9 protein-coding genes and 1 tRNA gene are annotated in these 13,135 nt (G+C 63.3%); 2 read left to right on the top strand and 8 right to left on the bottom strand.

Going from position 1 to position 13,135, the window contains the following annotated elements; genetic code table 11:
- Positions 1-60 precede the first annotated feature (60 nt).
- On the bottom strand, positions 61-1,065 hold the full coding sequence (locus D2E22_RS07565) for a LacI family DNA-binding transcriptional regulator (protein WP_126032493.1): 1,005 nt from the start codon (positions 1,063-1,065) through the stop codon (positions 61-63).
- A gap of 246 nt (positions 1,066-1,311) precedes the next feature.
- Between D2E22_RS07565 and D2E22_RS07560 the strand changes: the two genes are divergently transcribed.
- Positions 1,312-1,384: transfer RNA gene (locus tag D2E22_RS07560), tRNA-Ala, on the top strand.
- A gap of 265 nt (positions 1,385-1,649) precedes the next feature.
- Here D2E22_RS07560 and D2E22_RS07555 read toward each other — a convergent pair.
- Positions 1,650-2,294, bottom strand: a complete 645-nt coding sequence (locus tag D2E22_RS07555; protein WP_206431399.1) for a flavodoxin — start codon at positions 2,292-2,294, stop codon at positions 1,650-1,652.
- A 326-nt stretch (positions 2,295-2,620) separates the two neighbouring features.
- Between D2E22_RS07555 and D2E22_RS07550 the strand changes: the two genes are divergently transcribed.
- Positions 2,621-3,247, top strand: a complete 627-nt coding sequence (locus D2E22_RS07550; RefSeq protein WP_126032492.1) for a flavodoxin — start codon at positions 2,621-2,623, stop codon at positions 3,245-3,247.
- An 87-nt stretch (positions 3,248-3,334) separates the two neighbouring features.
- Here D2E22_RS07550 and D2E22_RS07545 read toward each other — a convergent pair whose 3' ends face one another.
- From D2E22_RS07545 to D2E22_RS07520, 6 genes are all read right to left on the bottom strand, one after another.
- Entirely contained in the window at positions 3,335-6,064 is a 2,730-nt protein-coding gene (locus D2E22_RS07545) for a GDSL-type esterase/lipase family protein (protein ID WP_164518462.1), read from the bottom strand.
- A gap of 157 nt (positions 6,065-6,221) precedes the next feature.
- A complete protein-coding gene (locus D2E22_RS07540; protein WP_126032490.1) occupies positions 6,222-7,763 on the bottom strand; it encodes a galactose-1-phosphate uridylyltransferase in 1,542 nt (513 codons plus the stop codon).
- Position 7,764: 1 nt separating this feature from the next.
- Entirely contained in the window at positions 7,765-8,910 is a 1,146-nt protein-coding gene (locus D2E22_RS07535; protein WP_126032489.1) for a phosphotransferase enzyme family protein, read from the bottom strand.
- Between the two features lie 31 nt (positions 8,911-8,941).
- Complete coding sequence (gnpA, locus tag D2E22_RS07530) at positions 8,942-11,101, bottom strand: 1,3-beta-galactosyl-N-acetylhexosamine phosphorylase (RefSeq protein ID WP_126032488.1); 2,160 nt, start codon at positions 11,099-11,101, stop codon at positions 8,942-8,944.
- Between the two features lie 123 nt (positions 11,102-11,224).
- A complete protein-coding gene (locus tag D2E22_RS07525) occupies positions 11,225-12,178 on the bottom strand; it encodes a carbohydrate ABC transporter permease (RefSeq protein ID WP_126032487.1) in 954 nt (317 codons plus the stop codon).
- Positions 12,175-13,044, bottom strand: coding sequence for a carbohydrate ABC transporter permease (locus D2E22_RS07520; RefSeq protein ID WP_241218323.1), 870 nt, complete (start codon positions 13,042-13,044; stop codon positions 12,175-12,177). Before D2E22_RS07520 ends, D2E22_RS07525 begins: the two co-directional genes overlap by 4 nt.
- Between the last annotated feature and the right edge of the window lie 91 nt (positions 13,045-13,135).

The raw sequence follows: 13,135 nt of genomic DNA, 5'->3' as shown, positions 1-13,135 counted from the left end.
TCGTCCAACTGATTTCGACGAGCGTCGAAACCGCTTCGAAAAGCGTCGATGACGGCGGCGTCATCGACGCGCTCGCATCGTGCCGCGCGCGCAGTACTCCCCCGGCAGCAGTTCGACGTAACCGACGTCGCGCCGCTCGCCGCGCAGCACTTCGACCATCACATCGACGGCGCGTTCGCACACGGCGTTCGGGTTCATCGGCATCTCATCGGCGAGCCGCGCCGACGGACCGTTCGTGCATGCCGCCATGACGGAGACGTCCTGCGGCACACGCAGCCCCTTGCGGTTCAGCGCGCCGATCAGCAGCCCTATCTGCGCGGCGTTCTCCTCGCAGATGACCGCCGTGATCCGCGGATCGGCGGAGAAGGCCTCGTCGACGGCGAGGTTGACGTCGTCGGCGGACCGGCCGGACGCGAACTTGCGGGTGACGGCCATGCCGAGCTCCTCGCCGCGCTGCATCGCCGCGTCGAGGAAGCGGACGAGGAAGTTCGACCCGTCGAGGAACGCGCGGCGGTCGGGGCAGTACAGCATCACATGGCGGTGCCCGAGCACATGCGCCTTCTCCATCGCCTCGCGCCCCATGCGCGCGAAGTCCATGTCCACCGTGTACACGTTCGCCGTGTCGTTCGTATAGCCGATGCTGACCACCGGAATGTCAATCGCGCCGGCCATGTCCGCGCGCGAATCGCTGAGCAGGACGTCGAGCAGGAAGACGCCGTCCGCCATATGCCGGTCGGCGACGCGCCGCAGCTCCTGGTCGCCGGCCTCGTGCATCAACAGCAGGATGTCGTAGCCGTGGCGTTTCGACGCGGTCGCGAGCGCGAAGAAGAAGGCCGCGTAGTTCGCCACGTCGGTGTACGGGCGCAGCGGCGAGCTCACGGCGAGCACATGCGTGGCCTTGGTCGGCGCCGTCGCGTCGATGACCGGCCGGTAGCCGAGCTCGAGCGCGGCCGCGCGCACGCGCTCGCGCGTCTCGTCGCCGATCTTGCGTTTGCCGCTGACGACGTAGGAGACCGTGCTGATCGACACCCCGGCCTTCGCCGCCACATCCTTGATACCGGCCATCTGCACCTCGCTCGATGATGGATCGCATGGCGGCGCCGCATCGCGCCGGCCGCGTCGGACTGCTCGTGTTCGTTGCATCCGTGGGCCATCCTAACGTGTTTCGACGCGATGCTCCATCACTACGGGCCGATTGTCGAAAATCGTCGAAACATGGCCGACGCGCCGCCGCGACACACGCGATTTGCATTTGTTCACGACCGCGGGTATCGTTAGGCGAGTTGTCATGCGGAGCACGACAACATCCACGGGGCTGTAGCTCAGTTGGTAGAGCGCTTCGTTCGCATCGAAGAGGTCGTGGTTTCGATTACCATCAGCTCCACTAGAGCCGCTGCATTCATTCCACCGCAGCGGCTCTTTTCTTTGAAATTCCAAGGGTTTCAGACTTCTCCCGATAGTGCGGGTCGAGTGCGTGGAAGTACGGAAAAGTAGCCGGAGATCCACGTTTTAGGTATACAGTCAGGTACACCAACGGGGACATCGGGCGTGGTACCGGAATCCGCGCATGCGACAGGGCGCACCGCATATCAATGTGGTGCGCCCTGTCGCATGCGCGTTCGTTGCGTACGCGTGGGCAGAGCGAACGACTACCGCTGGCTCTTGACCCAGTCGGCGACGTCGTTTGGGTCGGCGTTCTCGGAGAAGCGCCGTCCGTCCTTCCAGGTGCCCGGGTTCTTCGCGAGCTTCCTCAGGTTCGTCGCACTGTCGCCGACCGGCGAGCTCATCGACGTGCAGAACGGGATGACCGTCTTGCCGGAGAAGTCGTTGTCCCGAATGAAGTTGCGCACCGGCCATGCCGCTTCCTGCCACCAGATCGGATAGCCGAAATACACGGTCGTGTAGCTGTTCCAATCCGGCACCTGCGCGTTCTTGAGTTTGATGTCCTCGAGGCTTTTGTCCTTGTATTCCTTGACCACGCGGCTGTCGGCGTCGTTGAAGTTGAGATCCTCCTGCGTGTACGCCGGATCAGGCTCCAGCTCGTAGAGCGTCGCGTTCGTGTCCTTGGCGATGTCCTCGGCGACCTTCTTCGTGTTGCCTGTGCCCGACCAATAGACGACGATCGTCTTGCCGTCGCCGCCCGTCGCAGTCCCGGCCGATGCACTGCTGCCGGTACCGTCCGATGCGTCCGCGGCAGGGCTGTTCGACGTCGAGCCGGTCGAGCCGCACGCCGCCAACGTCACCACCGCCGCAAGCCCGACGATGCCTGTCATGATGCGTTTTGCCAGATTCATGGCACCTCCTTTGCCAAACCGTTCAGCTTGTGCGTTCGCAGCACAGTATGGCACCGGATCGCACGGAAAACCAATACAGCGAAACGACGATTCTACATGCATATCTGCAATACGTTCACTGATTGCATTCTCGGATATGACCACAATAGGCAATCCGATTCCGACAAGCCGTCAGGCGCAATCGGACATGCCATCAGCAGCGGCATTACGATTGCGCATGCATTTCGTCATTCCGCAGACATGTGCTTGGGCGGCGCAGGCATGCGATACTGGCCGTATCCAAGCGGCAACGTGGCCTGACGGGGCACGCGACGTACAAGGAGGACATGATGAACTGGCACAAGCGTCTTGCTGCATGCATCGTCGGGGCGGCCGTTGTCACGTTGACGGCCTGCGGAGGCGGATCCGGCGACACCTCGGCGACGCCCGCGCCGTCGTCCACGCAGACCGTCGCACCGATGACGGGCGACACCTCGACGACGCTCGTCGCGTATTTCTCGGCGACCGGCAGCACGAAGCGTGTCGCCGAGGACATCGCGACGGCCACCGGCGGCACGTTGTTCGCGATCGAACCCGCCGAAGCGTACACGAGCGACGACCTCAACTACAACGACGCCGACAGCCGCGTCAGCAAGGAGCACGACGACGAAAGCCTGCGCGATGTCAAGCTCAAGACAACCGAGGTGCCCGACTGGGACCGCTACACGACCGTCTACATCGGCTATCCGATCTGGTGGGGCGTCGCGGCATGGCCAGTGGACACCTTCGTGCGCGCCAACGATTTCTCCGGCAAGACGGTCATCCCGTTCTGCACCTCCGCGAGTTCGCCGCTCGGCTCGAGCGCGAGCGAACTGGCGAAGCTCGCCAACGGCGGCGACTGGAAGGACGGGCAGCGCTTCGGCCCCTCGGCAGACGCCGCAGATGTCAAGGCATGGGTCAAGCAGCAGTCCTAAGGGCTTGTGACGAACCGCACGAACAGATATAGGGCGATGATGCGCATGGAGTCCCATGCGCATCATCGCCCTATGCGTTTCTTTGGCTCAGACCCTGTGGCGAGCGGTCATCAGCCATGCCGCTGCACCGGCGAGCAGCATGGCGCAGACCATCACGAAGGCAACGCTGGAGCCAGTGGCACCCAGCGGGGACTCGATCGTACGGCGTGCGACATCCTTGGCGGCCAGCTTGCCGTGATCAGTGACAGAGGCGACGTCTGCGCCACGCTTGGCTAGGCCGGCGTCGGCACCGGTGGTCTGTTTGCCGTCAGAACTGCCCTGATGCTCGGTGCCACCATGTTCGCCGTCGCCCGGATCGGGGTCCTTTGGCGTGCGGACCGCAAAGGTCGCAGTCGTATCGTCGGTTGAACCATCCACATAGGTCACTGTCACCGGGACGGTGATCGTCATGCCCGCGTCAACGGCGGTCGGTGTATAGGAGACGACGCCGCTCGACGCGTCCACTGCCGCACTTGCCGGCGCATCGGCGCCAAGCGCATAACGCATTTGGTCCACGACTGCGAGTTTGCCCGTGACGTCGTCGATGAAGACCGGCGACTTGGATGACGCCTCAGTGCCGGATACCGCATCCGTCACGGCATATGCGGGGGTCGTCATCTCGGCGACCGGCACGTTGTACGCGAGCGTGGCCATCGGCGTCGTGGTGTCGAGGCCCGTCTCGCCGACGAATTGGCGGAACATGCGCAGATGTCCCTGCGCGCTCGGATGCAGCTGCCCGTCACCGAAGTCGCGGTCGGCACGCCAACCGGTCGGATCAGTTTCGAGTTCCTCATTCCACTGTGTGTACTGATCGATGAACATGCAGCCCATGCGGTCAGCGACGCGTTTCATGCGGGCCACCGAACCAGAGTCGGTGCGCAGACGCGAGCGGTACGGGTCGTTCTTGGCCGGCGTGGGGCTGCGCATCACGATGACGGCATCGGGATTCGTGGCGCGTATGGCGTTCACGATCTGTTCGAGATGCCGCTCATAGGAATCCTGGGTCGCATCGGTGTCGTTCGTGCCGAGCTGGATCGAGACGATGTCCGGATGGTACACCTCCATGCGCTCGTGGATGTTCCTCACCGTGGAACGCCATGCCTCGGCGCCGGAGTCCGCCACCGCACCGGACACACCGGTGTTGACGACGAGGTCGTCCTGACGTCCCAGATCCTCCTTGATGTACTGTTCGAACAACTGCGCGATGGATTCGTAGCCGTGCAGATGCATGGCGCCATGCGTGATTGAATCGCCCATGAACAGCCAGACAAGCGGTCTGTCGGTATCAGCGACCTTGTCTCGGATCAGCTGCGCCTGCGCGGCATACGCGTCCTGCACATGGTAAGTATTGGCGCGCGCGCCGATCGTCCACTCGCCTTCGCGGGGCGCGTATCCATCGATCGTACCCATGACGGCATTCGTGAACTGCTTCGCGATCATCTCATGGCCTTCGGCGTTGAGCACGCCGTTGGACATGCCATGCTCAAGGAAGTCGGCGTCGTTCTGGGTGAGCGTCGTGTGATCGACGATGACGATGCGCTGCAACGACTGCGAGTCGAGCTGCTTCATGGCGTCACGCGCCGCCTGCGCGTACTCCTTGACATCCTTGTCCTGATCGGCGCCGAGCATATGCGGCAGCTGCAGAGCGAAGCAGCCGTGTCCGTCGCGCATCGCGAGCGCGGCATGCGCCATCGTCACGAGCGAACGGCTGTATGCGTCGAGTCCTTCATGACCCTTGCCGTAGTCCTCGGCACCCACCGCATAGACGACGGCCTTCGGATGCACCTTGTCGATCAGCGAAGGCAACACGGCGGCGAAGCCTGCAGCGTCCCGTCCCGAACGGCCCGCATTGACGACGAAGCGCTGCATACCGAAGCTGTTCGCCGCCTTCGTCCAACGTTCATACTCCTCGAAACGTCCGATGTAGTTCTGTGCGGTGCCAATGTCCGTGAACCGCCCCTCGGTCTCACGGCCGCCGCCGAACAGCCAGGTGGCGTCGCCAACCGAATTGTCGAACATCTCCTGCTGGAACACGCCGCCGCGTATGGGCCCAGCCGAATCGAGGCGCTGAATCCTGACCGAAGCGATGGAACCGTGCAGGCCGGGCCATGCTGCATTCGCCAGCACGCTGCCATCCGACATGCCTCCGATTGCGATGGAATCGATGTTCCCACGCCAATCCTTGTAGCCGTCCACGGCGCGACCGAAGAGTGCCTGCATGAACTGGGTCGTTCCGCGCGTTCCGGACGGTGCATAGGCGATCGGCTTGCCATTGTCCACGGAGACCGTCATGCCCTGGCCCGAAAGCTGCACGACGAGATCATGGAATCGTCCGTCCATGATTGTGACGCCGGGGATTTCCTTGTACCAGTCCGTACCACCGGCGTAGCTGCCGGTCTGCAGCCACACGGTGCCGTTGCGCTGGAGAACAAGTCCTAGAGCACTACGCGGCGGCGTCAGCTTGCCCGTGCCGGCGGCGACGTCGGCACTGTCGGCGATCTCGAGCAGGCTGACGTAGTTGGTGGTCATGGCATCCGCCTTGAAGCGCATCGAGATCTGGATGCCTTCCGAGGACTGTATGAGTCCTCGGAAGTTCCCCATCTGATCCGCGGGCACCATGAATGCGGTACCGGCGAAGCTTGCCGCGTGTGCGTCATCGGTCCCGTACGACAGGCCGTCCTCCATGCCCACGCCGCCGGTCATCGTCGGGGCGGCGGTCTCACCGTATGCAGTGGACGCTGTCGCGGCGACAAGCGTGCCGCTTCCCAGTCCCATCATGCATAGCAGCATGAGCAGCCACAACCCAAATCGTGATCGACCGCGGGAGATACCTACAGATCTTGGAATACGCATTGTGCAAGCTTTCCGTACATTGTGTTGAATCGCCATACCGCGGTATGGCTTGGCTTCACGGTTGACGATGAGGCCGGCCGCCTTATCTCGCCTCGAACCCGAGGGTTTCCACAAAACGCCCAAGCGCCTCATGGTCGGGGAACACGGCGATGTCGCCCAGAATGTTTCGGCATATCGAAGCGAGCGCGTCATGCACGGCTACGCGCACCGGTGCGCGACCACCGACAGACGAATCAGCGCTTCCGAGCGCCGAGCGGGCCTCATCCCACAGCAAACGGAATTCAGCGAGGTCATCGGGCAGCGCATCGCCGGCGACCAATGCGTCCTCGAGTGCGCCGAGCTGCCCGATGAGGCGTCCCGGCAGCACGAACAGACCCATCGCCTCGATGAGGCCGATTGGTTCCTGCTTGACAAAGAAGTATTCAGGATGCGCATGGAAGACGCCAAGCGGATACTGCTCGCTCACCGCGTTGTTGCGTAGGATCAGACTCATCTCGTATTCGGGCTTGTTCCCCGCGTCGCTGACAAGACGCGCAATCGGCGACAGAGACGACTGCGCGGCGCCCGACGCATCATGCGACGCGATGTCGAAAGCACTGTCGTCGTAGTTGGCCCACGCTGCGCGGATGCGTTCGCACACCCGCGCGATGCTCGCACGGTCATGGGATCGCACACGCATCGCGCTCGCCGGCCAGTCGATGATCTCGAGGACAGCGTCGTCCGCCTCCGGGCAGCGGTACCGCCGCCACGTCGCCGCACGCTGCATCGGCAGCGTCTCGCCGCCGCCCTGATAGTGGTCGTGCGCGAGCACCGATCCACCGATGCGCGGCAGCGCGGCGTTGCAGCCGAGGAAGTAGTCGGGGAACTGATTGACGAAGTCAAGTAGGTTGGCGAAGGTTGACCTGTCGACGCGCATCGGCGTATGCTCGCGGTTCACGCAGATGCCGTGCTGACGGAAGTAGCCGTAGGGCGAGAACTGCCAGAACCACGGACGGCCGTCGAGTTCGACCTCGACGGTACGCAATGTGCGTTTGCCTCGCGCCGCGAGCCCTTCATTCGCATGGCAGATCGTGCACTGCGCGAAGCTGCCGTCGACGTTGTTGCCGCTCGCAGCCTTGCGCATGTCCTTGAACTCCGGTTTCGCCGTGTTGATCGTCACGACGAGGCCGGCGCCATCGAAACGCACGTTGCGCCGCAGCTGCGCGAGCTTGATGTAGCCGTTCGCGACGCCGTAGTCGTAGAACCAACGCATCGCCGCCATGTTGCCGGCGTCGGCGCGCACGTCGTCATAGGCGTCCTGGATGCGCGACGGCGCCGCGGACAGCGTGCCCATGATCACGTCGTCGTCGAGGAAGGCGGCGGCCGCCTCCCTCGACATATCATCCGTCGCTGCGACGTCGTCCGGATTCACCACGTCGCCCGATGCCGTCGCGTCATCCGATTCGGTCAAGCCGAGCGCGGCCGCTTCCGCGCGTCGCTCCTCGTCGGCGCCGAGGACCTCCAGCAGCCGGTTGCGCATCCAGTCCACGTCGCGCGGGTCGAGCAGCAGCCGGGCGCGCGCATAGTCGACGAGCGCGTCGATGACGTCGAGGACCGCCTTCTCCTCGGCAACCGTGGAAGCCATCTCACACATCGTCGTGCTCCTCCTCTGCGGCGTCCGCGTCGGATTCAGCGTTCGCGTCATGTTCGGCGGCGGCGCCCATGATCTCGTCGATGACGGCATGCATCTGCGGCATCCGCTCCTCCATTTCTCGTGCGAGCTGCATCTGCGTATGCGCGCGCACGAGATTGTGCCCGGGGTATTTCGTCGCGAAGTAGACGTCGCCGAGCAGATGGTCGCCGAGGAAGCGCATGCCGCATTCGAGCGTCATAAGCCGCGCGGCCTGCGGCAGCAGCTCGAGCTCACGAGGGGCGGCTGTCGCGCCGACCTCGCCGAGGAATCCGCGCGCGTAGGCGCGGAACAGCGGCAGGCTGAAATGCACCTTGCTCAGGTCCGGCTCGTCTTCGAGACCGGTCGAAGCGCCGAAGCGGATCGAATCGCCGAAGTCGAAGAGCATCGAACCGGGCATCACCGTGTCGAGGTCGATGATCGCGCGCGTCTCGCCGCTGTCCGCGTCCATCAGGATGTTGTTGAGCTTCGTGTCGTTGTGCGTGACGCGCAGCGGCACCGACCCGTCGGCGAGCGCGTCCACGATCCGTCCGTATTCGGGCGCGCGCTCGTCGAAGAACCCGATCTCGTCGCGCACATCCTTCGCCCTGCCAAGGGGGTCGGCCGCGACGGCCGCCCGGAAGTCGGCGTAGCGGTGCGGCGTGTCATGGAAGTGCGCGATCGTTTCGGTGAGCTGCGCGGCGTCAAAGCCTGCGAGGCGGCTCTGGAACGCGCCAAAGGCCGCCCCCGCCCGTTCAAAGATGCGCGGATCGTCGACGAGGTTGTAGGACATCGTGCCTTCGATGAAACGGTAGACGCGGAATGCACCGCCATCGGCCGCGAGCCAGCCGCGGCCGTCTTTCGTCGAGACGATCTCAAGCGTCTCCTGGCCTTGCGCACGCAGGAATCCGGTGACGAGCTCGATGTTGCGCATCAACGCTGCCGTGTCCGGGAACACATCGGTGTTCATCCGCTGCAGAATGTACCGCGCACGATCAGTGTCCACGAGATACGTGATGTTGATGTGTCCGTCACCGTACGGCGTAACTGACGCGGTCGTCCCGTCGAGGGCGAACCTGTCCGCGATGCGCGCCAGCGCCGCCGGCTCCATGCGCCTGTCCATCTTCAGCCTCCTTGTCCGTGAGATGTATCGACTACTCGAGGCCCTTCCAGGCAATTGCACTCGGCGCGAGCGTGAAGTCGTCGATTGTGCCGTCCGCGCGCTGCACTCTCGTCGTCTGCATCTGATCGGTGTTGTTGACGACGCAATACAGGCGGCTTTCCGGGAAGTGGGCGACCTCGCATTCCGGGTTCGTCGAGCTCCATGCGGCGTAGCGGTCCTCGTTGCGGCTCGCATAGAACAACGCGCGTTCGAGCAGCCGGGCGTTCGCCGCCGAATACGGCAGTCCGGAGATGTAGACGCCGCGGCCGCGGCCATAGTCGTTGGCGGCGAGCCGCACGCGGCCGTCCTTCACGTCGAGCAGCGTCACGTCCTCATCGATCGGATAGACGTTGAGGATCGGTTCGCCGAAGTCGACATCGGCCGCCTCCTCGGTGATGAAATTGGCATCCGCGACCTCGGGCCAGTACTTGTCGACCGACAACGTCTGGAAGCGTTCCTGGTCGACGCCGAGCACGTCGGCGAGCTGGAAGAACCGCCCCTGCCAATCGCTCGACGTCGGCTGTCCGACGCCGACGAAGGCGCCTCCGCCATGCACCCAGCGCCGGATCGTCGAGACGAGACGCGGGTCGCGCCACACGTCTCCGCCGCTGAAGGAGGTGCGCTCGGGGCCGGCGTTGATGATGACGTCGACGTCGTCTGGGACACCCCCCTCGAGCACGTCGTCGAAGCTGATGAAGCGCACGTTGACGCGCATGCCGGAGAGCGCCTCGAGGATGCCGTAATACGAGTAGGTCTGCTGGTTCGGCAGCGCGTGCGCGACGGTGAACGCCATCCAGCTGCGCATACGGCCCCAGCAGTTGAGGATCGCGACGTTGAGCTCGCCCTCGGCCGGCTTGCCGCCGGTACGCTCGTGGATGTCGCGGAATTCGTCGGCGATCGCCGTCACCGTGTCGACGAATTTCGGGAACTTCGCAGCGAGCGAGAGGTAGCCGCCGTAGCCCATGCGCGAGATCGGCGAACGCAGGATCGCGCGGCGCGCCTTGCGCCAGTTGTCGAGGCCTTCGATGCTCGGATCGTTGCCCTCATGGAAGGTGTCGGGGAAGAAGTACGGCAGGAAGCGGCCTTCGGTGTAGCGTACGCCGGGGATGTCGGCGATCATGCGCAGCGTCGTGCCGTCGCCGACCGAGCCGACGACCGCGTCAAGGCCGAGCTCGTCGAAGCCTTCCATGTACGGTTCGGTGCCGATCCACTGGTCGCCGAGGAACATCATCGCCTCCTTGCCGGCGGCGTGCGTCTCGTCGACGAGCTTGCGGACATTCGCGCGCACGAAGGTGGACAGGAACGCGATCCAGTCGCGTTGCGCCTTGCGCGGGATGCGCCACGTGGAGTTGTAGCAGCCTTCGTCCACGAAGTCCTCGGGGCGCAGACGGTAGCCGTGCAGCGCCTCGAAGTCGTCGAGCGCGCGCGGCGAGACCGTGCAGGCGCAGCCGAACCAGTCGACGATCTTCTCACGGTGCCTCTGGTCGAAGATCAGCGTGAACTGGTAGAAGAAGGTCGTGAACCGCACGACGTCAGCACGCGGGTTGTCCTTGAGCCACTGCTCGAACGTACGGAACACGAAGTCGCGCGTCGCCGGATGGTAGATGTCGAAGGGGATCTCATGTTCCTTGTCGCCCCAGTCGTTCGTCAGATGGTTGTACATCTCGACCGGATCCCAGATGATGTATGCGAGGAACGAGACCGTATACTCATGCATCGGCTCGGCGCCGCGGATCGTCACCACATCATGCTCGCCGTCGAAGTCCCAGCGTGCCGAATCGACGACCTCGCCGGTCGTACGGTCGATGACCTCCCAGTAGCGGTGCGGGTCGGCGTCGCGGTTCGGCTGCAGCTGCTCGGCGTAGAAGCGCTCCATCAGGTCGACGGTGACCGTGTCCGCCTCGGCGAGGACGCGCTGCGTGAGCAGATAGACCTGCGGCGTCTCATCCATGTGCAGGCTGATCCACTCGTTGTGGGCGCGCGTCGGGAAGTAGGCGCTGTAAATCTTCTTGCCGAGCTTCTGGACGGCGGCGTCAAGCTGCGTGCCATCGGAATTGCGGATCGCGTCGGCTCCCCACAGTTTCGCAAGACGCTTCGTCTCGTCGGCGAAGTTCTCCTCGCTCGGTATCGTGAAACGACCAGTCGTGTTCATGCTATCTCCTTGAGCTATCGAATCATAAAAGACAAAATAAAATGAGGAAATACGTGGCCGCTTGATTTCCATTGCATGGTTTCCCATGCGCGGCCACGTACGTGCAATAGGCTGTTACGGCCGTCAGCCCTTGACGGAGCCGGCGGCGAGACCCGCGCGCCAGAAGCGCTGCAGTGTCAGGAACAGCAGGATCACCGGAAGTACGCCGAGCAACGATCCCATCATCAACGCGCCACGATCGTTGAAGGTGGCGAGCGAGACCATGCCGTACAGGCCGAGCGTGACCGGATAGAGATTATCGCTGGAAAGCATCATCAACGGCAGCAGGAAGTTGTTCCATGCGGCGACGAACATGAACAGGAAGATCGTCACCATCGCCGGGGCGAGCAGTCGCAGCACGATCGTGAAGAAGATGCGTGTCTCGCTTGCGCCATCGATGCGGGCTGCCTCAAGCAGTTCGTTGGGCACCGAGCTCTGCGCGTAGACACGTCCGAGGAAGAAGCCGAACGGCGAGACGCATCCGGGGATGATCACGGCAAGCATCGTGTTGTCGAGATGCAGCGAGTTGAAGATCGCATACTGCGGGATCGTCAGCAAAGCGGCCGGCATCAGCATCGCAGCCATGATGATGCCGATCGTCGTGCCCTTGCCGCGGAAGCGGAACTTCGCGGTTGCATAGCCGGCCATCACCGCGACGACGGTGCCGATGGCGCCGGAGACGCACGAATAAATCAGCGAGTTGCCGACCCAGCGCCAGAAGTTGCCGCGGGTCCAGCCGAGCAGGATGCCGTAGTTGTCGGCAATCGCGTCAGGCAGCTTGTTGAGTGGCACCGCGAACCACAGGCCGTTGCTGCTGGTCATCTGCGAAGGCGTCTTGGTCGACGCGAGGATGGCCCAGTAGATCGGGAACAGGAAGTACAGCAACGCGAAGACGAGGATGACCGCGGTCAGCGTCTTCACCGCGAAATTCGGGCGCATCGAACGGGGAAGATCGTTGGCGGTCTTCTCGCGGATACGGTCCGCCTTGCGCGCCGCACGTATCGAGCTGCGCGAACGTGGTTTCATGGTATCGGTCATGATTCGTTGACCTTCCTTTCGATGAATGCGTACGCCATCGCGAGCAGACCCGCGATGATCGCCATGACGATTGCGATCGCGTTGGACGGGCCGGTGCCCTTCGGGGTCAGGAAGCCACGAGAACTGTTGAACGCCATCATCATCGGTGTGTAGTAGTTGTTGATACCCGGATCGGCGGTGTGCATGACCTGCGGCTCGTTGAACAGCTGGATCGTGCCGACGATCGACAGCAGCATCGCGAGCAGCGCGGCGCCGCGCACGTTCGGCAGCTTGACCTTCATCGCGATCTGCCAGCCGTTGGCGCCATCAATGCGTGCTGCCTCGTACAGATCATGCGGGATCGCCTGAAGCGCCGAGAGGAAGATCAGCATGTTGTAACCGGTGAAGGTCCACGTCGTGATGTTGACCATCGACGCGAGCACGACATTGCTTGCGAAGAAATCCACATGGATGCCGATTGCGGCGAGACCTTTGACGATCGGCGAGATCTGGCCGTTGTACAGGTAGACCCAGATGATCGAAGCGATGACGCCCGGGATCGCATACGGCAGGAAGTAGCCGAGGCGGAAGCCACCGACGTGCTTGATGATGAACGAGTCAATCAGCATCGCGAGCGCGAGCGCGCTGATGATCATGATCGGCACCTGAATCACCGTATAGATCAGCACACGTCCCATGCCACCCCAGAACTTGCCCGAGGTAATCACATATTTGAAATTCTCAAAACCGACGAATTTGTTGACGACCTCGCCGCCTCCATAGGCGCCACCGGTGGCGACCTGCTGGAAGAAACTCGAGTAGATCGCGTAGACGATCGGGAAGATGAATACGAGCAGGAACAGGAGCACGAATGGCAGCATGAACATCCAGCCCGTGCGTTCCTCCCTGCGCGCTGCAGGCGACCTGCGGGGCCGGCGCCCGAGTTTGCCGGCTTTGGACACCGCACCCGAGTCAAAT

Source organism: Bifidobacterium castoris (assembly GCF_003952025.1).
Taxonomy (GTDB): domain Bacteria; phylum Actinomycetota; class Actinomycetes; order Actinomycetales; family Bifidobacteriaceae; genus Bifidobacterium; species Bifidobacterium castoris.
The sequence above is the reverse complement of the archived record's forward strand: the minus strand, read 5'-3'. Positions and strand labels throughout refer to the sequence as shown.

What these genes read in the sequence shown, in the direction of transcription:
- D2E22_RS07565 (WP_126032493.1), bottom strand. Translation starts at nt 1,065, where the DNA reads ATGGCCGGTATCAAGGATGTGGCGGCGAAGGCCGGGGTGTCGATCAGC.
- D2E22_RS07555 (WP_206431399.1), bottom strand. Translation starts at nt 2,294, where the DNA reads ATGAATCTGGCAAAACGCATCATGACAGGCATCGTCGGGCTTGCGGCG.
- D2E22_RS07550 (WP_126032492.1), top strand. Translation starts at nt 2,621, where the DNA reads ATGATGAACTGGCACAAGCGTCTTGCTGCATGCATCGTCGGGGCGGCC.
- D2E22_RS07545 (WP_164518462.1), bottom strand. Translation starts at nt 6,064, where the DNA reads ATGATGGGACTGGGAAGCGGCACGCTTGTCGCCGCGACAGCGTCCACT.
- D2E22_RS07540 (WP_126032490.1), bottom strand. Translation starts at nt 7,763, where the DNA reads ATGGCTTCCACGGTTGCCGAGGAGAAGGCGGTCCTCGACGTCATCGAC.
- D2E22_RS07535 (WP_126032489.1), bottom strand. Translation starts at nt 8,910, where the DNA reads ATGGACAGGCGCATGGAGCCGGCGGCGCTGGCGCGCATCGCGGACAGG.
- gnpA (WP_126032488.1), bottom strand. Translation starts at nt 11,101, where the DNA reads ATGAACACGACTGGTCGTTTCACGATACCGAGCGAGGAGAACTTCGCC.
- D2E22_RS07525 (WP_126032487.1), bottom strand. Translation starts at nt 12,178, where the DNA reads ATGACCGATACCATGAAACCACGTTCGCGCAGCTCGATACGTGCGGCG.
- D2E22_RS07520 (WP_241218323.1), bottom strand. Translation starts at nt 13,044, where the DNA reads ATGTTCATGCTGCCATTCGTGCTCCTGTTCCTGCTCGTATTCATCTTC.